The 26,268-nt window shown below is 39.3% G+C and carries 25 protein-coding genes and 1 riboswitch; of the genes, 20 read left to right on the forward strand and 5 right to left on the reverse strand.

Annotation, left to right across the window (positions count from 1 at the left end; translation table 11 throughout):
• Nucleotides 1–40: 40 nt before the first annotated feature.
• The 3 genes from pfkB to dapF are packed head-to-tail and all read right to left on the reverse strand — an operon-like array spanning nt 41 to nt 3,214.
• Nucleotides 41–949, reverse strand: coding sequence for a 1-phosphofructokinase (gene pfkB, locus VAHSUH02_RS01565; protein ID WP_005384022.1), 909 nt, complete (start codon nt 947–949; stop codon nt 41–43).
• Between the two features lie 35 nt (nt 950–984).
• On the reverse strand, nt 985–2,322 hold the full coding sequence (locus VAHSUH02_RS01570; protein WP_038148976.1) for a Na+/H+ antiporter NhaC family protein: 1,338 nt from the start codon (nt 2,320–2,322) through the stop codon (nt 985–987).
• 58 nt (nt 2,323–2,380) lie between these two features.
• Nucleotides 2,381–3,214, reverse strand: a complete 834-nt coding sequence (dapF, locus tag VAHSUH02_RS01575) for a diaminopimelate epimerase (RefSeq protein WP_005381293.1) — start codon at nt 3,212–3,214, stop codon at nt 2,381–2,383.
• Nucleotides 3,215–3,420: 206 nt separating this feature from the next.
• Between dapF and ptsP the strand changes: the two genes are divergently transcribed.
• Both ptsP and VAHSUH02_RS01585 read left to right on the forward strand, forming a co-directional pair.
• Nucleotides 3,421–5,148 carry a phosphoenolpyruvate--protein phosphotransferase gene (ptsP, locus tag VAHSUH02_RS01580; protein ID WP_005384017.1) on the forward strand — a complete coding sequence of 576 codons (1,728 nt, stop codon included), beginning with the start codon at nt 3,421–3,423 and terminating at the stop codon, nt 5,146–5,148.
• A gap of 113 nt (nt 5,149–5,261) precedes the next feature.
• Nucleotides 5,262–5,522 (forward strand): HPr family phosphocarrier protein, encoded by a 261-nt coding sequence (locus VAHSUH02_RS01585; RefSeq protein ID WP_005377050.1) that lies wholly within the window; start codon nt 5,262–5,264, stop codon nt 5,520–5,522.
• 45 nt (nt 5,523–5,567) lie between these two features.
• Here the strand turns inward: VAHSUH02_RS01585 and VAHSUH02_RS01590 are convergent, their stop codons facing one another.
• Nucleotides 5,568–5,846, reverse strand: coding sequence for a metal-sensing transcriptional repressor (locus VAHSUH02_RS01590; RefSeq protein WP_005377006.1), 279 nt, complete (start codon nt 5,844–5,846; stop codon nt 5,568–5,570).
• 202 nt (nt 5,847–6,048) lie between these two features.
• On the opposite strand from VAHSUH02_RS01590, the gene VAHSUH02_RS01595 reads away from it, so the two are divergent.
• The 10 genes from VAHSUH02_RS01595 (at nt 6,049) to VAHSUH02_RS01640 (ending at nt 17,739) form a co-directional block, all read left to right on the forward strand.
• Nucleotides 6,049–6,849, forward strand: coding sequence for a transglycosylase domain-containing protein (locus VAHSUH02_RS01595; RefSeq protein ID WP_005384015.1), 801 nt, complete (start codon nt 6,049–6,051; stop codon nt 6,847–6,849).
• Nucleotides 6,850–7,033: 184 nt separating this feature from the next.
• Nucleotides 7,034–8,245: an argininosuccinate synthase gene (locus tag VAHSUH02_RS01600; protein ID WP_005381291.1), complete on the forward strand. Its 1,212-nt coding sequence runs from the start codon at nt 7,034–7,036 to the stop codon at nt 8,243–8,245.
• A complete protein-coding gene (gene argH, locus VAHSUH02_RS01605; RefSeq protein ID WP_005384013.1) occupies nt 8,245–9,672 on the forward strand; it encodes an argininosuccinate lyase in 1,428 nt (475 codons plus the stop codon). The genes VAHSUH02_RS01600 and argH overlap by 1 nt, the downstream gene beginning before the upstream one ends.
• Nucleotides 9,673–10,120: 448 nt before the next feature.
• Nucleotides 10,121–11,452, forward strand: a complete 1,332-nt coding sequence (gene potE, locus VAHSUH02_RS01610) for a putrescine-ornithine antiporter (RefSeq protein ID WP_005384010.1) — start codon at nt 10,121–10,123, stop codon at nt 11,450–11,452.
• Between the two features lie 300 nt (nt 11,453–11,752).
• Nucleotides 11,753–11,939, forward strand: a riboswitch (cobalamin riboswitch).
• 159 nt (nt 11,940–12,098) lie between these two features.
• Complete coding sequence (gene nikB / locus VAHSUH02_RS01615) at nt 12,099–13,037, forward strand: nickel ABC transporter permease (protein ID WP_005384009.1); 939 nt, start codon at nt 12,099–12,101, stop codon at nt 13,035–13,037.
• Nucleotides 13,037–13,858, forward strand: a complete 822-nt coding sequence (nikC, locus tag VAHSUH02_RS01620; protein ID WP_005381279.1) for a nickel transporter permease — start codon at nt 13,037–13,039, stop codon at nt 13,856–13,858. Before nikB ends, nikC begins: the two co-directional genes overlap by 1 nt.
• 86 nt (nt 13,859–13,944) lie before the next feature.
• Nucleotides 13,945–15,513, forward strand: a complete 1,569-nt coding sequence (locus tag VAHSUH02_RS01625; protein ID WP_005384004.1) for an ABC transporter substrate-binding protein — start codon at nt 13,945–13,947, stop codon at nt 15,511–15,513.
• A gap of 12 nt (nt 15,514–15,525) precedes the next feature.
• Nucleotides 15,526–16,323 (forward strand): ABC transporter ATP-binding protein, encoded by a 798-nt coding sequence (locus tag VAHSUH02_RS01630; protein WP_005384001.1) that lies wholly within the window; start codon nt 15,526–15,528, stop codon nt 16,321–16,323.
• Nucleotides 16,316–17,137, forward strand: coding sequence for an ABC transporter ATP-binding protein (locus VAHSUH02_RS01635; protein WP_005384000.1), 822 nt, complete (start codon nt 16,316–16,318; stop codon nt 17,135–17,137). Before VAHSUH02_RS01630 ends, VAHSUH02_RS01635 begins: the two co-directional genes overlap by 8 nt.
• Before the next feature lie 125 nt (nt 17,138–17,262).
• Nucleotides 17,263–17,739 (forward strand): ABC transporter substrate-binding protein, encoded by a 477-nt coding sequence (locus VAHSUH02_RS01640; RefSeq protein ID WP_005383998.1) that lies wholly within the window; start codon nt 17,263–17,265, stop codon nt 17,737–17,739.
• Between the two features lie 65 nt (nt 17,740–17,804).
• Here the strand turns inward: VAHSUH02_RS01640 and VAHSUH02_RS01645 are convergent, their stop codons facing one another.
• On the reverse strand, nt 17,805–18,737 hold the full coding sequence (locus VAHSUH02_RS01645; protein ID WP_005383996.1) for a YiiG family protein: 933 nt from the start codon (nt 18,735–18,737) through the stop codon (nt 17,805–17,807).
• A gap of 263 nt (nt 18,738–19,000) precedes the next feature.
• On the opposite strand from VAHSUH02_RS01645, the gene VAHSUH02_RS01650 reads away from it, so the two are divergent.
• From VAHSUH02_RS01650 to VAHSUH02_RS01685, 8 genes are all read left to right on the forward strand, one after another.
• Nucleotides 19,001–20,386 (forward strand): Sau3AI family type II restriction endonuclease, encoded by a 1,386-nt coding sequence (locus VAHSUH02_RS01650; RefSeq protein ID WP_005383995.1) that lies wholly within the window; start codon nt 19,001–19,003, stop codon nt 20,384–20,386.
• Between the two features lie 3 nt (nt 20,387–20,389).
• Complete coding sequence (locus VAHSUH02_RS01655) at nt 20,390–21,133, forward strand: hypothetical protein (protein ID WP_005383994.1); 744 nt, start codon at nt 20,390–20,392, stop codon at nt 21,131–21,133.
• A gap of 72 nt (nt 21,134–21,205) precedes the next feature.
• Complete coding sequence (gene dcm, locus VAHSUH02_RS01660) at nt 21,206–22,498, forward strand: DNA (cytosine-5-)-methyltransferase (RefSeq protein WP_005383992.1); 1,293 nt, start codon at nt 21,206–21,208, stop codon at nt 22,496–22,498.
• 128 nt (nt 22,499–22,626) lie between these two features.
• Nucleotides 22,627–23,442, forward strand: coding sequence for a sulfurtransferase (locus VAHSUH02_RS01665; protein WP_038148940.1), 816 nt, complete (start codon nt 22,627–22,629; stop codon nt 23,440–23,442).
• Nucleotides 23,439–23,675, forward strand: coding sequence for a hypothetical protein (locus VAHSUH02_RS01670; RefSeq protein ID WP_005383988.1), 237 nt, complete (start codon nt 23,439–23,441; stop codon nt 23,673–23,675). Before VAHSUH02_RS01665 ends, VAHSUH02_RS01670 begins: the two co-directional genes overlap by 4 nt.
• A 45-nt stretch (nt 23,676–23,720) precedes the next feature.
• Nucleotides 23,721–24,476, forward strand: coding sequence for an exodeoxyribonuclease III (locus tag VAHSUH02_RS01675; protein WP_005383986.1), 756 nt, complete (start codon nt 23,721–23,723; stop codon nt 24,474–24,476).
• A gap of 87 nt (nt 24,477–24,563) precedes the next feature.
• Entirely contained in the window at nt 24,564–25,253 is a 690-nt protein-coding gene (queC, locus tag VAHSUH02_RS01680) for a 7-cyano-7-deazaguanine synthase QueC (protein ID WP_005383984.1), read from the forward strand.
• Nucleotides 25,254–25,743: 490 nt separating this feature from the next.
• On the forward strand, nt 25,744–26,235 hold the full coding sequence (locus VAHSUH02_RS01685) for a QueT transporter family protein (RefSeq protein ID WP_005383982.1): 492 nt from the start codon (nt 25,744–25,746) through the stop codon (nt 26,233–26,235).
• Nucleotides 26,236–26,268 lie beyond the last annotated feature (33 nt).

Raw genomic sequence — 26,268 nt, forward strand, 5'->3', positions numbered from 1 at the left:
GTGTGTACTCCTTACTGTACATATATAATGAATAATATAATTAACGAATGGTGTTAAGCAAGGCGAGGACCTCGTCCTTGGTGGCTAGATTCTCCGAAAAGGCTGAAGCAGAGCCTGTTGCAATACCCCAATAGAGGGCTTGTTGTAAATCTTGGGTGTTGAGGTATCCAGTCATGAAACCAGCTACCATAGAATCGCCGGCACCAACGGAGTTAATAAGCGTTCCTTTAGGTGCAGGACTTGTATAGACTGTACCATCAGCGGATACCAAGATAGCACCGTCTCCAGCCATGGAGATGAGTACATGTTGTGCACCTTGGGACTGTAATTTTTTAGCTGCAGTGACTAAATCATCTTTTGTAGACAATGTACGTCCGAAGATTTCGCTTAATTCGTGATTGTTTGGTTTGATTAAAAATGGTTTGTATGGCAATACACGAGTTAATAGATCCTTAGTTGCGTCTACGACGATACGAATATGTTTATTAGCTAAGCGCTTCATAATGATTTCGTACATATCACTTGGGAGGCTAGACGGAATGCTGCCTGCTAAGATTAATGTATCTTGCTCTGTTAATGTATCAATTTGGGCGTATAAGGCCTGTAGTTCATCATCGGCTATGATAGGACCACGACCATTGATTTCCGTTTCTTCATCGGATGCTTTTACTTTAACATTGATGCGGGTTAAACCCTCTCTAAGACGGATAAAGCTTTCACGGACACCAAATTCATTGAGCTGACGCACAATTTCATCACCTGTAAAGCCAGCGATAAAACCGAGTGCCGTCGTATCCATGCCTAGGTTATTGAGGACGATGGATACATTGATGCCCTTGCCACCGCCCAGCACATATTCTTGTTCAGTGCGATTGATTGTACCCGTGGTTAAGTGGTCTAAGCGAACGATATAATCCAATGCAGGATTGAAAGTAATCGTATAAATCATAAGTTTTCCTCTATATTTCGTATAAATAGAATGTATTAATGGAGTTGTTGTTCCTTGCGTCGCAAGCGATACCAGTAGATCAGTGGTACTAAGTATAAGAAGAACGCAAATGGTACGTAACCGGCAGGCGAGACATCCATCATAATGACAGGTACGAGTGCCGCGATATTCCATGGTTGTAAGGCTGCAATAAGGATGCCGCTGTTTTCAAAGTCTAGCATGACATCTTCATCATGAATGCGTTCTTTTGCATAGGTGGTACGCATAATCGAATGCGTCATGATTACCGCAATTGCTTGACTACAACCTAGAGCACCTGTAATAAATGCAATTAGTACATTCGACGCAAAGAGTTTGGCGCGACCTGATACGTGTTGTAAAAGGCTGCGAATATCATTCCAAAAACCAACGCCTTCAAGCATGCCGGAAATGGAACAAGCCATGAATATAGATAGGGTTGGTATCCACATCGTTTGTAGGCCTCCGCCGTGGATAATATCCGATAACGGATTATAATCCGGCAGATGGAACCCCAATACGGTAAATTGTAACATATCCATTACTGTATAATTTTGATGGATAACTGCGAGGATGGTTGCCGCCAGTGCACTAATACCAATAGGCCAACGTATAGATAGCTTTGTTGGTAACAAACCAATAATGATAAGAACTGGTATCCATAATGTCCAATGGATATTGAACACGAAATGAATCGTATCCGGTAGATAACTGTTAGTGTAGTCTAGTGGAAACCATAGGGATAAGAGTAGATACAATATACAGCTGATGATGAGAGCAGGTAAGCTATCTTTCAACATGATTGGTATATTGCTATTTACTTTGGTGTGCGTTAGAGCCGCTACGAGAGAGGCGCTAGAGGATAGAGGTGAGTTTCTGTCTCCTAAATAGGCGCCTGCCATAATGGCACCGGCTACAATATCAATAGGTAGATTACCAGCTTTGGCAATTGTAATTAGTACAATACCGATGGTGCCTATTGTTCCTAGCGATGTGCCAAGTAACATACTCACGCAGGATGTAATTAAAAATGCGCAGATTATGAAAAGATTTGGATTAATCAATTCAATACCAGACGCAATAATCATGGGAATAATCCCCGATGCTTGCCACATGGCTATGAGCCAGCCGATGAGCAAAAAGATTTGCATAACCACGATTGAGGTTTTAGCATTCGTCCAAGACATGCGGAGTAAGTCTTTTGGATTATATCCTTGTCGATATAGAGCGTAAGCGAAGCACAACCATACGAGGATTAATGCGTAGCCGATGGGAACACTAAACATGACAGATGCGAGAATAATGATGATAGAAACGATTAATGATATCAATAGTCCCATATTATTTGGCATCATGGTGCGCCCTTGTTTATATCTTAGGTATGCCTGTAATAGTAATTGTAACCACTTCATATTATTCGATAGGAAGTTCTGTTTCGAATACTTCCTCAGCAGGGCCCGTCATAAGAACCGTGCCATCCTCCAAATAACTGATGTGTAATGTGCCAAGATATAATTCTACATCGACCTCGCGTCCTGTAAGACCTTTTTTATGGGACATAACAGCAGATGCGCAGGAACCTGTACCGCATGCAAGCGTGGCGCCAGCACCGCGTTCCCAAGTGCGGACCTTAATATGGTGGTCGTTTACGACCTCGACATAGTTCACGTTTGTATTGGATGGGAATGCATCGTGTTTTTCAAGAATTGGACCTTGTGTTGTAACCGGTGCTTTCGTGATGTCGTCCACAAAAACCTCTGTGTGCGGTACACCGAGAAGAACGGAACTTACTGTTACTGTTTCGCCATTTACATCGAGGTCCACATCGATGACCTTATCCATGGTTACATTCATGGGAATGTCTTTGCTGTTAAAGAAAGGTTTGCCCATGTCTACTGTCACTTGTGTAACAATGCCATTTTCAATGGTTAACGTTGGTTTCATAACGCCTGCTAATGTTTCGATGGTGAAAGTATCTTTTGTAATTTCACCGTGTTCATAGGCATATTTGGCAAAGCAACGAATGCCATTACCACACATTTCTGCTTCGCTGCCGTCTGAGTTGATGATGCGCATGCGTACATCGCATGTATTAGATGGTACAACGATTACAAGACCATCGGCGCCGATACCTGTACGACGGTCGCAGAGGCGGATGGCGAGATCTGTATAATCTTTATTGGCCCCTTGTGAGTCAGAAAAGAGGATAAAATCGTTGCCGAGGCCATGCATTTTTGTTAATTTCATACATACTCCTATTCGATGTCACACTAGATAAATGAGACTATTCCTTACAATAGAGTAGACTTTCACTATGATACTCGTGAAAGTCTACGGTTAACTATATATAATATAACATTATATCACAGAATAGGGTCTCTCTTTATTGTTCAATGTAAAAATGTTAAAATATAATGTAATGTAGTTTATCGGATATAGAAAGAGGAACACACATGCGAATTCAAGGGATTTCTGGATCTCGAGGCGTTGCTGTTGGCAATGTGTACAAATATATACAAGAAGAAATCGTAATACCTGATTATGAGGTGACTGATGACCAAATAGAGGCTGAAATTGGCAAATTTGCTAGCGCTATGGCTGCAACCCTTAAACAATTAGATACGATTCGTCAAAAAGCATTGGTTGATATGGGGGCAGATGAGGCTGCTATTTTTGAAGCTCATATGCAAATCGCACAAGACCCATCCTTGTCTGATGGTATCAAGTCCCTTGTAGAAAATTCAAAAATGAACGTCGTAGCTGCTACGGCGCAAACGATAGAAACCTTTGCGGCTATTTTCATCGGCATGGATGATCCATATATGCGTGAACGTGGTGCGGATATTAAAGATATTGGCGATCGTTTGATGCGTAACATGCTTGGCATGAACCCTCGTGGTTTATCTCATATTTCCGGTGAGGTTATTATCGTGGCTCACGATTTGGCTCCATCTGATACGGCTTCACTAGATAAAAATGTTGTAAAAGGTATCGTAACAGCTGCTGGTGGTCCGACATCTCATGCGGCTATCATGGCGCGTACCTTAGAAATTCCTGCCGTTATGGGCGTTGGTGATATTGAAAGCTTTACTGACGATGTGCGTGCTGTTGTACTTGGCACTGATGGTGAAGTTATTACAGAACCATCCGATGAAGAGTGGGAACGTTATACAAAAGAAGCTGCAGATTTCCAAGACGAGTTGAAACGTTTAAAGGACTCTGCTAATTTAGAAGCCGTTACAAAGGACGGACATCATGTTGATTTATTCGGTAATATTGGTAAATCCAAAGATGCGGACCATGCGTTGACCATGGGCGCTCAAGGTATTGGCCTATATCGCACCGAATTCCTTTACATGGAAAATGATGAACTGCCTACAGAAGATGTACAGTTTGAACAATATAAACAAGTAGCAGAAAGTATGAAGGGCCAACCTGTCATCATCCGTACCATGGATATCGGTGGTGACAAGGAATTAAAATGTCTAGACTTACCAGAAGAAATGAATCCATTCCTCGGGTATCGTGCCATTCGTATTTCCTTGAACCGTCCGGATATTTTTAAAGTCCAATTACGTGCACTCCTTCGGGCCAGTGCATTTGGGGACATTCATATTATGTATCCTATGATTGCATCTGTAGAAGAGGTTAAAGCGGCAAACGCTATGCTCGACGAATGCAAGAAAGAATTGATTACTGAAGGCATAGCTTTCAATACAGATATCAAAGTAGGTATTATGATTGAGGTGCCAGCGGCAGCCGTTATTTCTCCGATTTTGGCTAAATATGTAGATTTCTTTAGTATCGGTACCAATGACCTTTGCCAATACACGTTGGCGGTTGACCGTATGAATGAGGCCATCGGCAATTTATATCAACCATTGCATCCCGCTGTATTACGCCTTATCAAACACGTAATTGATGCGAGTCACGAACAAGGTAAATTTACCGGTATGTGTGGTGAGTTGGCTGGTGATCCAGTTGCAACTATGATTTTATTGGGATTAGGACTTGATGAATTCTCTATGACTGCATCATCCATTCCATTGATTAAAAATATTTTACGCTCTGTTACAAAAGCAGAATGTGAAGCATTTGCTCAAAAAGCATTGACTATGGATACAGCTGAAGAAATCACAGCCTATGCAAAATCATTACTCGCTGAAAAAGGTTTGGCATAGACCATAGCTTTCATAAAAACAAACTTGAATTTGATAGGGGTAAACTGATACAATACCTATATTAATAGCAAAGATATTAGCGTTTTTGTGCGCTCCGTAGAAAGAGGTAACTCATGAAAGAAGTAACAGTAGAAATCACAAACGAATCTGGTTTACATGCTCGTCCAGCGACTGCATTTACACAATTGGCTGCAAAATTTGCGTCCAAATTGACAATCGCAGCAAATGGTAAAACCGCAGATGCTAAATCCATTTTGACTGTATTAACATTGGGTGCAACAAAAGGCACATCCGTAGTATTAACTGCTGATGGTGCTGATGAAGATGATGCATTAGCAGCACTTAGCGAGTTCTTAACAACGAACCACGACTAATACGCAAAAGAGGCAATACCCTGATCATTAGGATATTGCCTCTTTTTATTTTCCCATATTGGCAAAGCGCTCTACAGCAACTGTAAAGTCATTAATTGTTTTATCTACATCACCATGTTGTATACCATCGCGTACACAATGGTTGATATGTCCTTCGAGGACCACTTGGCCAACCTTATGCAACGCGGATTTGGCTGCATTGATTTGGGCTAGTACATCTTCACAAGGAATGTCTTCTTCAATCATTCGATCAATAGCTTGTACTTGACCTAAAATTTTACGCAATCGACGATGTAGATTGTCTGAATCCATACACTGTTTCATAATACTCCTCCAATTTGGGCATGCTTCATCATCCTATTTATTATACGACAATATGGTTAACAAATACAATATATACAAGTATGCTAAAAATAGATAACTTATGATACAATACAATCAATATATGATAGTTGTATTATAGGGATGTTATTAGTGAAAGTTTATATACTTAGAAGTCTGCTGTAAGGTAGATATAGGTGAATCTATGTTTATATTTCGAATAGTGCGCCGATTAGTTCTTATCATTTGTATATTGCTAGGGGCTATATATGTATATGATACATATCAAAGCTATCAAGGAACAAATCGCGTTAGTAAGGCTCATACAACTGTAGAACAGACAATTGAAGAAAATGAAGATACATTAAGTCGGTGGGAACGCATGCATCGTATTTTTACCTTCCGAGAAAAGGTTGAAGCCGCGCTTCATCAACGTGTGCCAAGGGATAAATGGGTGAAATCTGAAAACATTCCAGACAATGCGAAACGAGCTCTAGTGGCCATTGAAGATAAACGCTATTACAAGCATGGTGCTATCGATGTGCTCGGTGTAACACGCGCTTTTTATGTTAACAGCGTTGCTGGTGAAACTGTTGAGGGGGGGAGTACTATCACACAACAATTGGTAAAAAATCTATTTCTATCGTCTAAACGGACGATGTCCCGTAAAGCGGAGGAAGCTATTCTAGCGGTAGAGATGGAGCATTACTATAGTAAAGATGAAATTTTAACCATGTATTTGAATACGGTCTATTATGGACATAATTATTATGGTATAAAAGAGGCTGCCGAGGGGTATTTTGGTACTAGCCCTAGTCGATTGACCTTAGGTCAATGTGCAATGTTAGCGGCATTGCCCAATGCACCAACCTATTTGGATCCTTATGAAAATTATAAAGGTGCTAAAGCTCGGCAAAAATTAGTTCTCGCTCAAATGGTAGATCAAGGTATGATATCTCAAGCAGAGGCGGACTATGCATATAAGCAAGAACTTGGTATAGAATAAGATATAATATTCGTAAGCGAAATATATTATATAATTGAATAAAATTTCTACTTGCATTTATAAATATGCAGTGATATACTAACACCTGTAGTCGATAAGACATGAAGAATTCATAATGAATTCGTAGTATAATAATAAATGGTATGAATCATACCTAGTATAATTTAGTTTATGAGGTGTTATCATGGGTAAAGCAAATAAAGTAGTACTCGCATATTCTGGCGGTTTAGACACATCTGTTATCATTCCTTGGTTAAAAGAAAACTATGGCGCTGAAGTTATCGCTGTGTGCGTAGACTTAGGCCAACCTGAGGATTATGATGCAGTTGAGAAAAAAGCAATCAAATCTGGTGCTTCTAAAGCGTACATCGTTGATGCTAAAGAAGAGTTCGTAAAAGATTATGTATGGCCAACAGTAAAAGCTGGTGCAGTTTATGAAGGCAAGTATTTATTAGGTACATCCTTCGCTAGACCTTTAATCGGTAAAATCCTCGTAGATATTGCTAAAAAAGAAGGCGCTGATGCTATCGCTCACGGTGCGACTGGTAAAGGTAATGACCAAGTTCGTTTTGAACTTGCTATCAAAGCATTGGCTCCTAATATGAAAATCATCGCTCCTTGGAGAGAATGGGATTTGAAATCCAGAACAGACTGCATGGAATATGCAGCTAAACATGATATTCCAGTTGTAGCTACGAAATCCCATCCATATTCCATGGACCAAAACGTATGGCATTTGTCCCATGAAGGCGGCGATCTTGAAAATCCAGCAAATGCGCCTAAAGATGATGTGTACTTGGTAACACATACGCCTGAACAAGCTCCAGATGAAGCTGGTTATGTAACTGTATCCTTCAAAGATGGCGTACCTGTAGCAGTAGATGGCCAAGAAGGTACTCCATTACAATTGTTAGAAAAACTCAACGAAATCGGTGCACACTATGGCGTAGGCGTTGTAGATATCGTTGAAAATAGATTAGTAGGCATGAAATCCCGTGGCGTTTATGAAAACCCAGGTGGATCCATCATCATGTATGCTCACAGAGAACTTGAATATCTTTGCCTTGACAGAGCTACATACCACTACAAAGAACTTATTGCTAACAAATACGCTGAACTTGTATACGATGGCATGTGGTTCGCACCATTGATGAACGCTTTGCAAGCATTCGTTGATGAAACTCAAAAAACTGTAACTGGTGAAGTAAAACTTAAATTGTACAAAGGCAACATTATTTCTGCTGGTGCAACTTCTCCATACTCCTTGTACAGCGAAGATTTCGTAACATTCGAAGAAGATGATGTATACAACCAAGCTGATGCGGCTGGTTTCATCAACTTGTTCGGTTTACCTCTTAAAATTAATGCATTAATGAAAGAAAAGGCAGGTAAATAATGGCTAAATTGTGGGGCGGGCGTTTCACAAAAGGCACAGATAAAGCGGTAGAGGATTTTACATCCTCTATCGCTTTTGATGCGCGGATGTACGCCGAAGATATTGCAGGTAGTAAAGCACATGCTACAATGCTGGCAAAACAAAATATTATCTCCGACGCAGATCGGGACGCTATTGTTGAGGGCTTAACAAAGATAAAAGGCCAAATTGATAAGGGTGAGTTCCCATTCTCCGTGGCTCTTGAAGATATTCATATGAATATTGAAAAGCGTCTAACAGATGACATTGGTGAAGCAGGTGGTCGTTTACATACAGGCCGTAGCCGTAATGACCAATGCGCAGTTGATTTACACATGTACGTCCGTAAAGCCGTAGTAGAAATGGGCGAGCTTATCGTAGATATGCAAAAAGCCCTCATCGAAACGGCTGAAAAATACAGCGATGTTATCATGCCTGGCTATACGCATTTACAACGGGCGCAACCTGTATTGTTTGGTCATCATATGATGGCGTACTTCTCTATGCTAGAGCGCGACTTTGACCGTTTGTTGATGGTCTTCAAACACGCAGACATCATGCCACTTGGTGCAGGGGCCTTAGCTGGTTCTACATACGGTATTGATCAAACCTATACGCAAAAGCTACTCGGCTTCTCTCGTATTTACGAAAATAGTATGGATGCCGTATCCGACCGTGACTATGTAGTTGAATTCTTGTCCTTTGCATCTCTTGTGATGATGCATTTGAGTCGTCTTAGTGAAGAATTAATTTTGTGGTCTACCAATGAGTTTAGTTTTATTGAACTTGATGATGCGCATTGTACAGGATCTAGCATCATGCCACAAAAGAAAAATCCTGACGTATGCGAACTCGTTCGTGGCAAAACAGGTCGTACCTATGGCCACTTGTTAGGTTTATTAACTACATTAAAAGGCTTGCCACTTACATATAATAAAGATATGCAAGAGGATAAAGAGGGCATTTTTGATGCTATCGATACAGTACACTTTGCATTGTCCATCAATGCGGCGATGATTCGCGGTATGAAGGTCAATGGGGCTCATATGAAAGCTGTCCTCGATGACGATTTCTCGAATGCTACAGATATGGCCGATTACCTTGCGAAAAAAGGCGTTCCATTCCGTGAAGCGCATGAAATTGTAGGCAATGCTGTACATCATTGTATCGAAAAAGGTTGTGTATTGCTTGACTTATCCGTTGAGGATTTCAAAGCAATTTCTCCATATTTTGATGCGGACATTCTAGATGCTATTTCCATTGAAGCTTGTGTAGCAGGTCGTAACAACTATTCTGGTACGGCTCCAGAATGTGTGGAAAGACAACGTAATAATGGGAAGCAAATCATTGCTAACGAAGAAGCACAAATCGATAGCTGGAAATCTATCGTAAACTCTGTACAAGAGTAATTCCTTTTTATTAGAATCATAGATGCTTTCTTAGTTTATAAAATTGGCTCCACCTTTAGGTGGGGTCAATTTTTGTCTATAATGGGTGGACTCGTAGCGGATAATGGTCTTGTGGAACAATACTATAATCTGAATAGATAGTGATTTTTCACACATTTAATTGATTAAACTAAAATAAAATGATACTCTTACATTCATCATACCGTTTCTAATCAAAAATAATATATAATTACTATATTTTTATTCAATTCGTGTAATATGCTTTGTCCACTAATAAAATACTTTTAATTTACCACCTATGGTGTTATTATTAATTCGAAAAACAAATAAAAACGGTACCTTCACATTCCCGCCCATTACAGCAGGAACTGAATGTACTTAGCGGTTTTAATATAGTTACGTGAATTATGGACGAGAAAAAATTCACCTTACGAAAGGGGATTGATACATGAAAACCACCGCTAAAAAAATGTCTGTATTCCAGCTAACCACAATGGTAGCAGCCAATATGCTAGGAGCTGGGATCATTATGTTACCAACCAATTTGGCTCAAGTTGGTACTATTTCAGTGTTATCTTGGCTCGTGACGGCTGTGGGTGCGCTTTTGCTAGCGTATATTTTTGCTCAAGCGGGTATGTTCTCTCAAATTAAAGGAGGCATGGGCGGTTATGCAGAACACCGCTTCGGTAAGACTGGACATTTTATGGCGAGCTATGCTTACAGCATATCTCTCATCATTGCTAATATAGCTATTGCAGTGTCTGCAGTTGGCTATGGCTCAGAATTCTTTGGTGTTGATTTAAATGCAACGCAAACAAGTCAAGTAACAATCGTTTTGTTATGGTTTGCAGCGATTTTGAATTTTAGAGGAAATCGCTTTACAGGTCAGCTCAGCAATATTACGATTTGGGGTTGTGTTGTGCCGGTTCTTCTAATCGGTACAATTGGTTGGTTCTGGTTTAGCCCAGATACGTATTTGGCGGCATGGAATCCAAACGACTTGCCGTTCTTTGAAGCAATTAAACAATCTATTGCTTTAACATTGTGGGGATTCCTAGGGTTTGAATCGGCAGCAGCAAATGCAGATGCTGTAGAAAATCCAAAGAAAAACGTGCCAATTGCAACATTTGCAGGTACATTAGCAGTGGCGGTGATTTACATCTTGTCTACAAACGTTATGGCCGGTATCGTGCCTAACACAGAATTATTAAATTCCAATGCACCATTTGGCCTTACATTTGCGTATATGTTCAATGACACAATTGCAAATGTTATCATGGCGCTCATGATTATCTCTTGCTGTGGTGCTTTACTTTGCTGGCAATTTACATTGTCTCGCGTATTCAAGAATGCAGCAGAGGCAGGTTATTTCCCTAAGGTGTTTGCTCGTGTAAACAGCAAGGATGCACCAGTGCGTGGCGTATTTATCTTATTAGCGATTGAAACAATTCTTACATTGTTCACAGCTAATGATTCTTTACGCGATCAATTCGAGACATTGGTAAACCTTGCGGTTGTAACTAATGTAGTGCCTTATATTCTCTGCATTCTTGCAGTACCAACTATGATGCACATGTCTGGATTGGAAAAACGTCGTATTGATCGTTTCTATTTCGTTGCTGTTGCAGGTGTTTTATACTGCTCATATGCAGTATATGCGTGCGGTATCGATGCCATGCTCGGTAGTGCTGTTGCAGTAACTATTGGCATTTGCATTTATATGATACGCAAAGGTTGGTTAGCGTATCGTGCACAACGATTCCAACAAAGTATCGATTAATTGAATACTCTCTCGTCTTATAGAGGCTGTCACTTCGGTGATAGCCTCTTTTGGTTATATGCATAGCAAAATATTTTATATGTAAATTAAATTAAACTACAAATGTAAATATATACGTTTATATACAGAAAAGAAAAGTAAATAAAGCAATTATTTCAAGAAATGGGGCATAATATACGAAGTAATGCATGTAAATAATAATGAATATTGTTTTTATGAATAATTATGATGGATTGACGAATATACACTAAGGGGTATATGTATTGTTAGTGAATTATAAATATAGTATATTTATAATTAATAAAAGTGAATAAACTGAGTGTCGGTTTTACCGAGCGTAAAAGAGGAAAATGGGTGTAAATCCTATACTATGAAAATAGCTGTTATGAGGAGCAATATTTCGTATTAGGGTCACTGGGAAACTGGGAAGGCTGAAATATTGTGATGAATCAAAAGTCAGAAAGCCTGCTCGATCTTGAGGAACATTGTGCTAGAACACGGTGTTTTAATTTAGGTTAGTCAGGCAGGCTAATCTTTTTTTATGGTTATTTCATAGATCTTATTACACAGCATCATATTACATGTTTACTTTCTATGTTTATTCACTATTATGTGTTTTTATTTAAAAAGGGTATAGGAGGTGCCTATGGGCAAACGCTTTGCCAAGCAATTAGGACAATTTATTGTTACCTTGTTTGGCATCACATTTTTGACATTTTGTCTCACCTATTTAGCTCCAGGGGACCCAGTTACGATGCTACTGGAAACGGCGGATACTATCGTGTCTCAAGAAATGATTGATGAAACTCGAGCACAATTAGGCTTGGATAAGCCGTTTATCGTACAGTATGCAAACTGGGTAGTCAATGCAGCACAAGGTGACTTAGGAATGAGTTACTCTGCTAAAAAACCTGTAGTAGATCGCATGTTAGAAGCATTACCTGGTACGCTTGCATTGTCAGGAACCGCATTGGTATTTACGATTATCTATGCATTACCGGCAGGTATACTGAGTGCGTATAATCGGAATAAATGGATAGACTATGTACTGAGAAGCCTTTCTTTTATAGGCGTATCTATGCCGTCATTCTGGTTAGGCCTTGTATTAATTTACATTTTTGGCTTAAAGCTCGGCTTGGTTCCAATCGCTTCATCTCGTGTAACAGCGACAGGCGTTATTTTGCCAGCCGTTACATTGGCCGTTGTCGTTGGATCTAAATACATGCGTCAAGTTCGACTCGTTATCCTTGAAGAGATGCAAAAGGATTACGTTATCGGTGCCCGTGCCCGTGGCGTGAGCGAAATGAAGATTTTATTCGGTCACATTTTGCCTAATGCCGTATTGCCATTGATCACTATTTTAGGTGTTCTTATTGGTTGGTTATTAGGTGGTGTAGCGGTAGTTGAAATGGTATTCTCCTGGCCTGGCCTCGGGAATATGGCCATTTACGCCATCACTATGCGTGACTATCCATTGATTGAAGGTTTTGTGTTATGGGTTGCTATTGCATACATGTGTATCAATGCTTTAGTTGATGCATCCTATGTTCTATTGGACCCTAGATTGAAAAGGGAGAGAGCATAATGAAAGAATTTATTCAGAAACATAAATTGTTCTCTTTCTATACTGCATTGATGCTCGTCATTGTATTCATTGCTATCTTTGCACCATGGCTTGCTCCGGGCGATGCTTTCACATCGGATATGTCCAAAGCATTACAAGCACCTAGTGCTCAACATTGGTTTGGTACCGACAAATTGGGCCGTGACGTATTGTCTCGTATCATTTATGGTACTCAATTATCCTTGTTCATGGGTGTATCCATCGTAGTGATTATGGTGAGCATTGGTACAGTCATCGGTGCCGTAGCAGGTTACTTTGGTGGCAAGGTTGAAATGGTTCTTATGCGCTTGGCGGATATCATGTTATCTTTCCCAGGGGTAGTGCTCGCCATTGCCATCGCCGGTATCTTAGGTGGTAGTATTGTAAATACCATCTTAGCATTATCGGTTGTAGGGTGGGCTAAATATGCGCGACTTGTTCGTTCTATGACGTTGAAAGTACGCGGTGAAGAATATGTAACGGCTGCCGTTATGATGGGGGCCTCTACATGGACGATTTTACGTCGTCATATTATTCCTAATATTTTGCCTCTCGTTGTAACCACAGGTGCTCTTGATATTGGGGCTATTATGATCGAAGTTGCCGGTTTATCATTCCTTGGTTTTGGTGCGCAACCACCAACACCTGAATGGGGTCTTATGCTTAATGAAGGTCGTCAATACTTGCAAACGAGTCCATGGCTCATGGCGTTCCCTGGTTTGTCTATTTTAATCGTAGTATCTATTTTCAATCTTTGGTCTGATTCTTTACGTGATGTAGTGGATCCTAAGAACCAAGGTTAATCTTAGTATTTGGAATCTTTATTAGGCCTTTGCGGCGTAATAATGATATATAAGCTTTGTATATTGTGTTAACAAGGAGATTTTAAATGAAAAAATCTTGGAAAAAGGCTCTTTTAGCAGGTCTTAGTGTTGTGATGATGGGTTCCTTCATCGCAGGTTGTGGCTCCGATAACAACGGCTCTGCAAATAAAGACGTATTGAAAGTAGGCGTAACTAACTTCGCTTCTACTTTAGAACCTACTGAAAACTTCTTCGCTTGGGTTGTAATGCGCTATGGTGTAGGCGAAACATTGGCTAAATTTGATGAACAAATGAAACCTCAACCATGGATTGCATCCAAATGGGAAGTATCCCCAGACCATAAAACATGGACTTTCACAATCAACGATAAGGTAAAGTTCTCCAATGGTAAAAAAGTTGATGCTGCAGCAGTTAAAGCATCTATCGAACGGGCTTTTGAAAAATCTAACCGTGCAAAAACATTCTTCGAATATGACTCTATGGAAGCTAATGGTCAACAATTAGTTATTCATACAACAAAAGAATATCCTAATATGCCTGGGCTTTTAGCGGATCCATTGTTCCTAATCGTTGATGTACAATCTGAAAAAGACGGACGCAACTTTGCGAAAGAAGGCCCTATCGGTACAGGCCCATACGTAGTTAAATCTTTCACTAAAGAACGCGCTGAAATGGCTGCTAACGAAAACTATTGGGATGGTGCAGTACCATTTAAAACTGTAGAAATTCCTTCCATCGATGACCCTAATACTCGCGCTATGAGCTTACAATCTGGCGACGTAGATATGGCTGTTAACATCGGTGCTGGTGAAATCGGCTTATTCCAAAATAACGATAAGTTCAAGGTTGATGAAATCGCATCTCTTCGCGTAGTATTGGCTCGTATTAACCAAAAAGGTGTTCTTGGTGATGACAAAGTTCGTGCAGCTGTTATTTCCGCAACAGATCGTAAAAACTATGCCGATGTATTGCTAAAAGGCACATTCATTCCTGGTTCCGCACCAATTCCACCATCCATGGACTATGGCTTCAAAGATTTGAAAGATCCTAATGCATATAATGTAGATCGTGCTAAACAATTGTTAGCAGAAGATGGCTGGAAAGATACTGATGGGGACGGCATCCTTGATAAAGATGGCAAACCGTTGACATTTGACTTCGTTGTATATAACTCTCGTGCAGAATTACCACTTTATGCCGAAGCTGTTCAAGCAGACCTTAAAAAAGTGGGTATCGACATGAAAATCAAAACAGTTGACTATAACTTGATTGATAAAATGGGTCAAGATGGCGACTATGATATGCTTATCTCCAATATCGTAACTGCTAATACAGGTGACCCAATCTGGTTCTTGTCTAACTACTGGCATACTAATATCGATGGTTCCAACCCTCAAAACGGTTCTGGTTACTCCAATCCTCAAGTTGACCAATTGTTAGATGCTGCTGAAACTGAATTTGATCCTGCAAAACGTCGTGACTATGCAATTCAAATTCAACAATTATTGATGAATGATGGCGCTGCATTGTTCTTAGGTTACCCTAAAACTAATATCGTTACTGGTTCTTACTTGAAAGGTGCTGTCATGTACCCAAGTGACTACTACTGGATTACTAATAAAATTACAAAATAATAAGGAGCTATAATGGCAGAAAACATACTAACTGTAGAGAACCTTAACATCGCGTACCAAGGTGTGCCTGCTGTTATGGATGTAAACTTTACCTTGGAACGCGGTAAGGTATTGACCATTGTAGGGGAATCTGGATCCGGTAAAACTACCGTGATCCGGGCCCTTATGGGTTTGTTGCCTGCAGGTGGTGAGGTCACAGATGGTACAATGATCTTTAATGGTCAAGACCTTCGCACCCTATCTAAGTCAGAATGGAGATCCATACGTGGCAAAGACATGGCCATGATTTTCCAAGATAGCGGTAGTGCACTCGATCCGATTGTACGCATTGGTAAACAATTTAGAGAACTATTCAAAGCTCACATTGAAATCTCCAATGACGAATGTGATCGTCGTGCTATTGAATTATTAGAGTCTGTTGCGTTACCTAATTGCGCAGATATCCTTCGCCGCTATCCACATGAGCTGTCTGGCGGTCAACGCCAACGTGTTGGTATTGCCATGGCATTAGCATTAGACCCAGCATTACTCATCGGTGATGAACCAACATCTGCTCTAGACGTGACAACACAATCTCAAGTTGTTATGCAAATGATGGAATTATCTAAAGTGCATAATTCCGCTATCGTTATGGTAACCCATAACCTTGGTGTGGCGGCGTATATGTCCGATTACATCATCGTTATGAAAAAGGGCCGTGTTGTAGATGCAGGTACGCCACAAGAAATCTTAGAAAACCCATCTAATGAATACACAAAACAACTAAAAGATGCGGTACCAACATTGGAAGGAGGTCGTTACATTGACTAACTACGCAGTAGAAATTAAAAATGTATATAAACGATTCCCACTTCCTACTGGTGGCGAACTTGAGGCATGTAAAAATATCAATATCACCCTTGAAAAAGGGGAATCTCTTGGTATTGTAGGTGAATCCGGCTCTGGTAAAACAACATTGGTTCGTATGATTATGAAAATGTTGCCTATTACAGAAGGTGAAATCTATGTCGATGGTGTTGAAATTCAACATATGAATGCAGAACAAACAAAGGAATACCGTAAAAAAATTCAAATGGTATTCCAAGATCCATCTGCTGCATTTAACCCACGCATGAAGGTTAAGGATATTATCCTTGAACCACTATATAATTTTGGGCTTCTTGAAAAGGGAAAAGAAGAACAAATCGCTGGTGATTATCTTGAAATGGTAGATTTACCGCGCGAGTTCATGCATCGATTCCCTCATGAGATGTCTGGTGGTCAACGTCAACGTGTAGCTATCGCACGAGCTATCGTTTTGGAACCTGAAATCCTCGTATTCGATGAGGCAACGAGTGCCCTTGATGTATCTGTGCAAGACTCTATTGCCTATCTACTCGCTAGATTGCAAAAGAAACGGAATTTAACATATTTGTTTATCGCTCATGATATTGCTTTCATTCGTACTATGTGCCATAAGGTTGTAGTCATGTATAAAGGGGCTATCGTTGAAGAACTAGATGCGTTCCATCTAGCAGATGCAAAACATCCATATACAAAGGTGTTATTGAGTTCTATTTTTGAAATTGGTAAACCACACAATCCATTATCGATGGATACCGTTACTAATGATACAAATATATAATCTTATTGGTGAAAGCCTTCGCGTATGCGAAGGCTTTTATCTTTTCTATTTGCTAAATATATATTAGATGATTGAGAACTTTCGATAAATAGGATATGATAAAGATATTTTACGAGTAGGCGCCATTGCCGCCTAGCCTTGATTATGGATATAAACAATTAAAGGATACCAATCCATATGATCCTAATAAGGCTAAAACTTTATTAGCTAAGTCTAGTTGGACAGATACCAATGGGGATGGCCTTGTAGATAAAAATGGTCAAAATCTCTCGCTAGTTTTATATACTTATACATCAAGACCTGAATTGACGCTATATGCAGAGGCAATGCAGGCGGATTATAAGAAAATTGGTATTGACGTACAGATTAAAATTGTCGATTATACGATGATTGATGAACTTATAGCACTGGCAGGTTCTACGCTAGATGCTACAATCGCACGCAATGCTATCATCAATGCCCAACAAATTTTGCTCGATGAAAATGTTACCATATTCCTTGGCTATCCTAAGATTAATATGATTGGTAAAAGCTATCTAAAGGGGATTCACACATCACCTAGTGAATACTATGTAATCACGAAAGATTTGAAAAAGGAATAAGTAGTATTGATTTAGACACAATAAAAGGACCAGCTATAAGGCTGGTCCTTTGTGTTGTTCAATTATTATTTTTTGCTGTCTACTGCATCGAGGTCATTCATATCCACCTCGTTGGCACGGCCAATCATGCGATTGTATTTTACATATAATTGCGTATATGCTTCGCCATAGGAGGAGTTGATAATGATGTAATTTCTTGCTTCTGCAATAAATTCTTTTACAGCATCTTGATATTGTTTAACCGCAGCTTGCGTTTCTGGTTTTGTACCAGGTTGCAAGTCATTCAAGCGTTTTGTAATTTCTTGTAGATTAGTTTCGACCTTTTGTGTATCTGTATTACCGTCAGGATCGATAATATCTATGGTTTGAGATAATAGTATATTTAATTGAATGAAATTAACTGCATTGACTCTGTTTTCATCAGTGAATTCTTTCATGCGTTCTGTATACAATTCGTTATTACGATTTTCAAGTGCTAAATCGTATGCATTATAGGCCGCATTGAATTGATCCGCTAATGGTACATATTGGCTAGCTAAGTTATCACTACCTACAAAATTATCTTTTTCAAAAGTTCTATCTGTGTAGTAGTTTTGAAGTTGGTCGGCTACAGGAATTAATTGCGATAAGATGGTAAGTAATTCATCCGTCGCTTTATTTACATCCTCATATGGTGTAGAACTTTCTTCTTTAGCTGCTTCAAGCTGAGATTTTAATTTCTTATAGTCAGGTAATGTTACAGACGTATTATGTGTATGATTGCGCAATTCTTCAAGGGTTGGTTGTATTTGATAGGTATAGGCAACACTATTTAAATTAAATGTATCAGCTGCCTCGATATAAGGTCGTAAGGCATTGATCTTGTCCTCAATTGTAGAGCGATATAATATTGTAGTTGCTTTATTGGATAGGAAGTGATAAGCGCAATAAATCCCACCACCAATAACAGCAATCCCTAGAATTACGGCTAAGATTAATTTAATATAACCCTTTTTCAATTGCCAATACTCCTTGTAAAACGCGTTTGTGAAAAAATATCTATACTTTATATTCTATACAGTTGATATCAGTATTATTATAGCATAGATTAAAGGGGCAAAAAAGATACATATAACTGATAATTATTAAATAAATATTAAATATTATAAAGCATTAATAGCTATTTGAGTAAGTAATATATTTATTGATATGCAATGCAGTGTATGTTTATTTCATATTTATAAGTTGGTATAATTAAATTAACAAATGGGAGGTGATTGGAATGGATTTTGAACGTCGCTATGATTCTATTGAAGAAGTTTTAGATGTAGCAAAGTCTGCAGAAGGTAAGCTTGTAAAGGAGTATGATGTAACTAATCGACTTGAGACGAAGAAAAATAAGGGAGGCATAGGTCAAATCATTGAAGAAGGCTTATTTCATATGGCTCCCAATAGTCGTGCAGAAGCTGATTTTGCTAACCTAGATCTTGAATTAAAGGTTACTGGCATCAAAACAAATGCAAAGCAGACATCCTTCTCAGCAAAGGAAAGATTGGTTCTCAATATTATTGATTATATGGAAGAGTATAAGCGTACTTTTGAAGAATCATCGTTGTGGCATAAGAATAAAAAAATCTTGCTTATGTTTTATAAATGGATTGATGGTGTGAATAAAGGGGAATTTCCTATTCTTAAATCCGTTATCCATCAATTTTCTGAATCGGATTTAGCTATTGTTAAGCAAGATTGGCAAATTATTATAGATAAAATCAAAGCGGGTAAGGCTCATGAAATTTCTGAGGGGGATACCATGTATCTTGCTGCTTGTACAAAAGGTGCTAATGCAAAGAGCATGCGAAAGCAACCTTTTTCTGATATTCCTGCAAAACAGAGAGCCTATTCGTTAAAGAACTCATATATGACTACTTATGTAAGACGAATTCTTATGAATGAAGACGTAATCTCAGTTTTCAAACCAGAAGAATTAAAGTCTAAATCAGTTGATGAGTTATTACATGAAAGATTTGCACCTTATATTGGGCGTACATTATATGAATTAAAGCGTCACATTAACTTTGCAGAAAACAAGAATAAAGCGATGTATGCAAATCTAGTCAGTGATCTACTTGGTATAAAAGGCACTAGTCTTGATGATACTGAGGAATTCGCTAAGGCGAATATCAAATTTAAGACTATCCGTTTAGAACCAAATGGTGTTCCTCGTGAACATATGTCATTTGAACAAATTGACTTTGATAGATGGCTCAATGCATCTTGGGAAGAATCCCAAGTATATGAAACATTTGAAAATACAAAGTTCTTATTTGTTGTATTTCAATTTACTGAGACTGAACGAGAGAACCCTAACAGAGTACCTTATTTGAAAGGCATTAAGCTGTGGAATATGCCGGAGCAAATTATTGAGACCGAATTAAAAAATCTATGGCAAACGGTGCATGACATATTAGCAGTTGGTGTTGAATTAACACAAACGCCAAGAGGGGTAAAAAATAATTTGCCAGGAGTTAAGTTTAATGGTGTTTGCCATATTAGACCAAAAGCTTCTAATGCTGCTGATAAAGTTCAATTACCAGATGGCCAAATGATTACAAAGCAGACATATTGGTTAAATAGAGAGTATATTGCAGAAATAGTGAGAGAGTTATAATTTATGGATTATAGTGAGAGAACCAAATATAATTTTGAAGATGATTTGTTGGGAGAGCAGGCGGTAAATAAGTTTTTGGTTGATTTTCTCTATGAAAAATTCAAAGAAAAAGGATATATTATCGATTTTGAGGTCTCTAGAGAGTTAAATAAGCAGCATGCAGGCAGCGATACTGTTCTTATTCTTAAGAGTGGAAAGAAAATTGTTGTAGATGAAAAGGCCGCTATCCATTATGCAAAAACTAATTTAAAGGAAAAAGCTATGCCTACATTCGCCTTTGAAGTGTCTTATATGTATAATGGGCAATTAAAAGAGGGTTGGCTGACTAATCCAAAATATAATGAAACACAGCGATATTTATTATGTTGGTTATGGGTACAGGCTGGGACCAATAAAAGCCGCTTAAAGTATGATGACATTGTGCAAATAGAAGCTATGTTTTTTGAAAAGACCGACATTCAAGAATACATTATAAATATAGTCACTGCTGATACAGATATTGTAAAGTTTCATACTGTAGCTTCTGATAAAAGAGCAAGTTTAGAAGAAAAAATCTTGCAAAAAGCACTTGATAAAATTGATGAACCTGTAGGGAAAGAGACATATCCTAAGTGGTATTTAACTGGTAGGAATATATTATCTGAGCAACCTTTAAATATAATACTTTATAGGAATCAATTAGAAGATTTAGCTACATCGCATTGGTTGGTAACGAGAAAAGAACTTATAAATTTAGATAAGAAATAGAAATTTGATCTTGATCTCTTCTCTAGAATCTGATATAATATGTTCGAAGTATTTTATTGATAAGGGGTTATAATGAAGATATTTTCTATGTTTGATGGTGTAGGTGGGTTTATAGTAGGCCTTGAGAACTCAAGTAAAGAGGTCTTTCAAACACTATATTCTAATCAGTATGAACCATCGAGAAAGATACAAGATGCTTACGAAGTAGGTTTATATAGATTTCCTAATATGGAACATATCGGGACCGATGTTGCACTCATTCCAAATGAGAAGTTTGAAGAGATGAAGCAAAATGGTGTTGATATGATTGTAGGTGGATTCCCATGTCAAGATTATTCTGTAGCAAGAAGTAAAAAGAATGAACTCGGTATTGAAGGTAAAAAAGGGGTCCTTTTTTGGGAAATAATTCGTGCTACCGAGGTTATTAAACCAAAATATTTAGTTCTCGAAAATGTAGATAGACTACTAAAGGCTCCATCTAGTCAACGAGGAAGAGATTTTGCAGTTATGTTAGCCGCGTTTAATGAACTAGGTTATTCTGTTGAATGGCGTGTTATTAATGCTGCTGATTATGGTCGTGCACAGCGACGTCGTCGGGTTTTCTTCTTTGTATTTAGAAATGATACAAAATGGGGTAAACGTTTACATACAACATATGAAGCAAAATTCTCTAAAGATACAAATATAGAAGAACGATTAGCACAGTATCAAAACTATATTTTTAAAGATGGTTTATTTGGTCGTCAGTTCCCAGTAGAAGGAACAGCTGTTAAAAAACGAATTCATGCGAATCAGTTAGTAGGCGATATTGCCGAGGTTTCCGAAACTTTCAATGATGGTAAATTTTGGAATTCTGGATTGATGACTAATGGATATTACTATACTATTGAAACCAATCCAATTGTTGAGCCACCAATTACAATGGGGAAAATCGTTGTTCCAGAAGAAGCGGTTGATGCTAAGTATTATATTACTGGAGATAAACTTGAAAAGTTCAAATATCTCCGGGGGCCTAAAAAGTTGACACGCACCTCAGCAGATGGTCATGAGTATACCTATGCAGAGGGGGGCATGAGTGAATATGATTCCTTAGATTTGCCAGGTCGAACAATGCTTACATCGGAAGGTAGTGTCAATCGCTCAACTCATCTATTAAAAATCAATGGAAATTATCGCTTGATTACACCTATTGAAGCAGAGCGTTTACAAGACTTTCCTGATGATTGGACAAAATTTAAACTCAATGCAAAGGGTGAGGTTGAAGAAGTATCAGATCGGATGAGAATGTTCTTTATGGGTAATGCTTTGGTAACAGGTATCGTAAAGCGCATTGGCGATGAGTTACAAAAAATAGATAAGATATAATATTAAAGAGGCTTTTATAGCCTCTTTTTTGTATAATAACCGTTGCTGATTGTATTCTATACTCCTCTCGTATATAATGGTATTAACAGATTTGTATTTTTCGATATAATCACATGAAAGGAGTCATTATGTCTAATTTCATTACTCCTAACGAATTATTACCTATCATGGATGAGGTTATCATCCTCGATGCAAGAGGGTTTCAAGATTATAAACGAGGTCATATTAAAGGCGCTTTTCCCGTCGATATAGATAAGGATTTGACCGGCCCTATCGGTGAACATGGGGGACGTCATCCGTTGCCGGATATGGAGCAATTGGCGAAAACCTTCGAGACATTTGGTATTAATGAAAACTCTAAGGTCGTTGTCTATGATTCTTGGATTTTCTTGGCTGGTCGCCTTTGGTGGACCTTGCGCTACATGGGCCTTAAAGATGTCCGCGTTCTATCTGGCGGTATTGAAAGATGGGTGAAAGAAGGTCACTTGTTGACTAAGGATCCTACCCCTTTGCCTACAGAACCAACGACATTTAACTATACATTGCAAACGGATATGACCATGAGTCGTAACGAGGTATTAGAGGCGAGTAAGTCTGGTTCTCATGTTATCATCGATGCCCGCGCCCCAGAACGTTATGATGGTTCGGTGGTCGATGTTATGGATGGCATGACAGGACATATTCCGAGGGCTGTTAACCATTTTTATGAAAGTGGCTATACTTCGGAAGGTCCTCGGTCTATTAAGGAATTAGAAAATGAGTTCTACAATGAAATCTATCAACAAAAACCTGTTGTTACCTATTGTGGATCAGGTGTTACCGCATGTAATGCTTTACTTGTTATGAGTGAAGCGGGACTTAACTCTGCGTTGTATGTAGGTAGTTCTAGTGATTGGGTAACCTATGATGAATTCCCAATTCAAACGGGGGTTGAAACATTATGAGAATGTTAAATCATATTTTATCGGTCGTTGCATTTGCTTATTTATGCTATCATTTGTATACCTACGGCGCTGGTCTATTCAATGTAACGGTTATGATTATCTTTTTGTTATCCGTTGTGGCGAATTACTTTAGATATCGTAAGGAAAACGAAATGAAAGCCAATGAAGCATCGCGACAAGCACGCGCTCAAGCTAAGCATGATCGAAAACATAAACATGCTCGTGAAAGCTAGCTTTCACAAATAATATTGTATATAAATGCCTTATAAGGAGTATCAATGAAAGTAATATCTTGGAATGTAAATGGATTGCGTGCAGCCGTAACAAAAGGCTTTATCGATTCCTTTAACGAATTAGATGCAGATATTTTCTGCTTGCAAGAAACAAAATTACAACCCCATCAAATTGAATTAGAATTACCAGGTTATGAACAATTTTGGAATAGCGCAGTGAAAAAAGGCTATAGTGGAACCGCTGTATTTACACGTATTAAACCGATTGCGGTGACAAATGGTATCGGCATTGAAGAACATGACCAAGAAGGCCGTGTCATTACTGCTGAATACGATAATTTCTATCTCGTTTGCTGCTACACGCCGAATAGTCAACGTGAATTGGCGCGTTTAGATTATCGTATGACTTGGGAAGATGCGTTCCGTGCATACCTATTAGAATTGGATAAGAAGAAACCGGTTATTCTCTGTGGCGACCTCAATGTGGCTCACAATGAAATCGATTTGAAAAACCCTAAAACAAACCGTAAGAACGCAGGCTTCTCTGACGAAGAACGGGCTAAGATGACAGAATTGTTGGAATCTGGTTTTACCGATACATTCCGTTACTTGTATCCTGATGCGGTTGATGAATATAGCTGGTGGTCTTACATGGGCAAGGCCCGTGATAGAAACGTAGGATGGAGAATTGATTACTTTATTACATCTAAACGCTTAGATGATAAGATTAAAGAGGCTAAAATCCATCAACAAATCTTCGGCAGTGACCACTGTCCTGTAGAACTCGATATTGAATTATAATATGTCATATGGTGAAAGCTTAGATCCATATATCTATATTAACGAACAAAGCCTCATCTTCGGATGAGGCTTTCATAAGGAGGAACGATGGCACAAAAGCAAAAAGCCGTTGTATTATTTAGCGGCGGCGTAGATAGCACAACATGTTTGGCGCTCGCCATTGAGCGATTTGGCAAAGAAAACGTAGTGCCCTTATCCATACAATACGGCCAAAAACATAGCAAGGAATTAGAGGCAGCGGCCAACGTACTAGCATACTATGGCATAGAAGGAAAGACGATGGATGTAACAAAACTGTTTGCATTCAGTAACTCATCCCTATTGACGCAGTCTACAGAGGCCGTTCCTACTGGTTCCTATAAAGAACAACAAGACGAACATGGGGAAGGACCTGTTAGCACCTATGTGCCATTTAGAAATGGTCTGTTCCTATCCGCTGCAGCATCCTTAGCACTATCCCTCGATTGTGGCTATATCTACTACGGCGCCCATGCCGACGATGCGGCCGGCAATGCATACCCAGACTGCACCGAAACCTTCTATAAATCCATGGGCGATGCCATCTTTGAAGGCTCCGGCAAAGAATGCTCCCTTGAAGCACCATTCATCAATAGCAACAAAGCCGACGTAGTCCGCGAAGGCCTACGCCTTGGCGTACCATACCAACTCACCTGGTCCTGCTACGAAGGCGGTGACCGCCCATGTGGCCATTGCGGCACCTGCATCGACCGCCAAGAAGCCTTCCGAGCAAACGGTATAGAAGACCCATCATATTAGTTGAGCGCCGTTTGGCGGACCAATGTTAGCATAACGTAAAGAATGCAATTGAGCATAAACCGTTATGCAATAGAATTGATTGCTTTCGCAGAGCGACTTTAGTAGGTCGAGGCCCTCATCCGAAAACTCGTCAAATTAGATGTTCGCCGTTTGGTGGCGGATGTTAGCATAATGTAAAGAATGCAATTGAGCATAAACCGTTATGCAGTAGAATTGATTGCTTTTGCAGAGCGACTTTAGTAGGTCAAGGCCCTCGGCCGAAGACCGTTAAGCTAGCTGGAGCGGGTGCGAAAGCAATCAATTCTATCACCACAATAACACCTAGCCGTAACAAATGATTTATGTTATGATAAATATCGAGCCAAACGGCGAACAACTACATAAGACAGTTTGCAACCATCCTGTCTCTAAACAAAACTACGGAAATCATAAGCACATTCGAGCATGGTAGTTTTGCCATGCTCTTTTTTATTGAAAAGGAGGTGAGTGCATGATCTCTACACGAAAATTGACTATTTCTGCTATGGTAGTAGCATTGTACATTGTTCTTATTTATCTCACCCAAGGTATTTCCTTTGGTGCGTACCAAATTCGTATAGCCACATCTTTATATGCACTTGCTTATGCCTTTCCGTTCTTAATTGTTCCTATGGGCATAGGTAACCTCATTTCTAATTTCTTGTTCGGTGGCCTTGGTATCCTTGATATGGTAGGGGGCTTTGGTGTTGGTATTTTGACGACCGGTATCATCGTATTGATGCGCCGTGCTGGACTTAGCGCGTGGTGGGCGATGCTGCCAATCATCTTAGTTCCTGCATTATGTGTACCATTGTGGCTTAGCCCACTCGTAGGCGTGCCGTACTGGGCGTTGGTGATCAATTTATTGATTGGTCAAACGATTCCTGGTGTCGTAGGTGCTACATTGGTGAAAGCTCTCGCATCTCGCCGTACAGTAGCCGCTTTGATGAACGCCATTAAATAACTACATAGCATGTAACATAAAAGGACTGACTTT

It is taken from the genome of Veillonella atypica KON, assembly GCF_002959915.1.
Taxonomy (GTDB): domain Bacteria; phylum Bacillota; class Negativicutes; order Veillonellales; family Veillonellaceae; genus Veillonella; species Veillonella atypica.

Bases quoted from the DNA above. Each gene is read 5' to 3' on its own strand.
- pfkB (WP_005384022.1), bottom strand. From the start codon at position 949: ATGATTTATACGATTACTTTCAATCCTGCATTGGATTATATCGTTCGC.
- VAHSUH02_RS01570 (WP_038148976.1), bottom strand. From the start codon at position 2,322: ATGATGCCAAATAATATGGGACTATTGATATCATTAATCGTTTCTATC.
- dapF (WP_005381293.1), bottom strand. From the start codon at position 3,214: ATGAAATTAACAAAAATGCATGGCCTCGGCAACGATTTTATCCTCTTT.
- ptsP (WP_005384017.1), top strand. From the start codon at position 3,421: ATGCGAATTCAAGGGATTTCTGGATCTCGAGGCGTTGCTGTTGGCAAT.
- VAHSUH02_RS01585 (WP_005377050.1), top strand. From the start codon at position 5,262: ATGAAAGAAGTAACAGTAGAAATCACAAACGAATCTGGTTTACATGCT.
- VAHSUH02_RS01590 (WP_005377006.1), bottom strand. From the start codon at position 5,846: ATGAAACAGTGTATGGATTCAGACAATCTACATCGTCGATTGCGTAAA.
- VAHSUH02_RS01595 (WP_005384015.1), top strand. From the start codon at position 6,049: ATGTTTATATTTCGAATAGTGCGCCGATTAGTTCTTATCATTTGTATA.
- VAHSUH02_RS01600 (WP_005381291.1), top strand. From the start codon at position 7,034: ATGGGTAAAGCAAATAAAGTAGTACTCGCATATTCTGGCGGTTTAGAC.
- argH (WP_005384013.1), top strand. From the start codon at position 8,245: ATGGCTAAATTGTGGGGCGGGCGTTTCACAAAAGGCACAGATAAAGCG.
- potE (WP_005384010.1), top strand. From the start codon at position 10,121: ATGAAAACCACCGCTAAAAAAATGTCTGTATTCCAGCTAACCACAATG.
- nikB (WP_005384009.1), top strand. From the start codon at position 12,099: ATGGGCAAACGCTTTGCCAAGCAATTAGGACAATTTATTGTTACCTTG.
- nikC (WP_005381279.1), top strand. From the start codon at position 13,037: ATGAAAGAATTTATTCAGAAACATAAATTGTTCTCTTTCTATACTGCA.
- VAHSUH02_RS01625 (WP_005384004.1), top strand. From the start codon at position 13,945: ATGAAAAAATCTTGGAAAAAGGCTCTTTTAGCAGGTCTTAGTGTTGTG.
- VAHSUH02_RS01630 (WP_005384001.1), top strand. From the start codon at position 15,526: ATGGCAGAAAACATACTAACTGTAGAGAACCTTAACATCGCGTACCAA.
- VAHSUH02_RS01650 (WP_005383995.1), top strand. From the start codon at position 19,001: ATGGATTTTGAACGTCGCTATGATTCTATTGAAGAAGTTTTAGATGTA.
- VAHSUH02_RS01655 (WP_005383994.1), top strand. From the start codon at position 20,390: ATGGATTATAGTGAGAGAACCAAATATAATTTTGAAGATGATTTGTTG.
- dcm (WP_005383992.1), top strand. From the start codon at position 21,206: ATGAAGATATTTTCTATGTTTGATGGTGTAGGTGGGTTTATAGTAGGC.
- VAHSUH02_RS01665 (WP_038148940.1), top strand. From the start codon at position 22,627: ATGTCTAATTTCATTACTCCTAACGAATTATTACCTATCATGGATGAG.
- VAHSUH02_RS01670 (WP_005383988.1), top strand. From the start codon at position 23,439: ATGAGAATGTTAAATCATATTTTATCGGTCGTTGCATTTGCTTATTTA.
- VAHSUH02_RS01675 (WP_005383986.1), top strand. From the start codon at position 23,721: ATGAAAGTAATATCTTGGAATGTAAATGGATTGCGTGCAGCCGTAACA.
- queC (WP_005383984.1), top strand. From the start codon at position 24,564: ATGGCACAAAAGCAAAAAGCCGTTGTATTATTTAGCGGCGGCGTAGAT.
- VAHSUH02_RS01685 (WP_005383982.1), top strand. From the start codon at position 25,744: ATGATCTCTACACGAAAATTGACTATTTCTGCTATGGTAGTAGCATTG.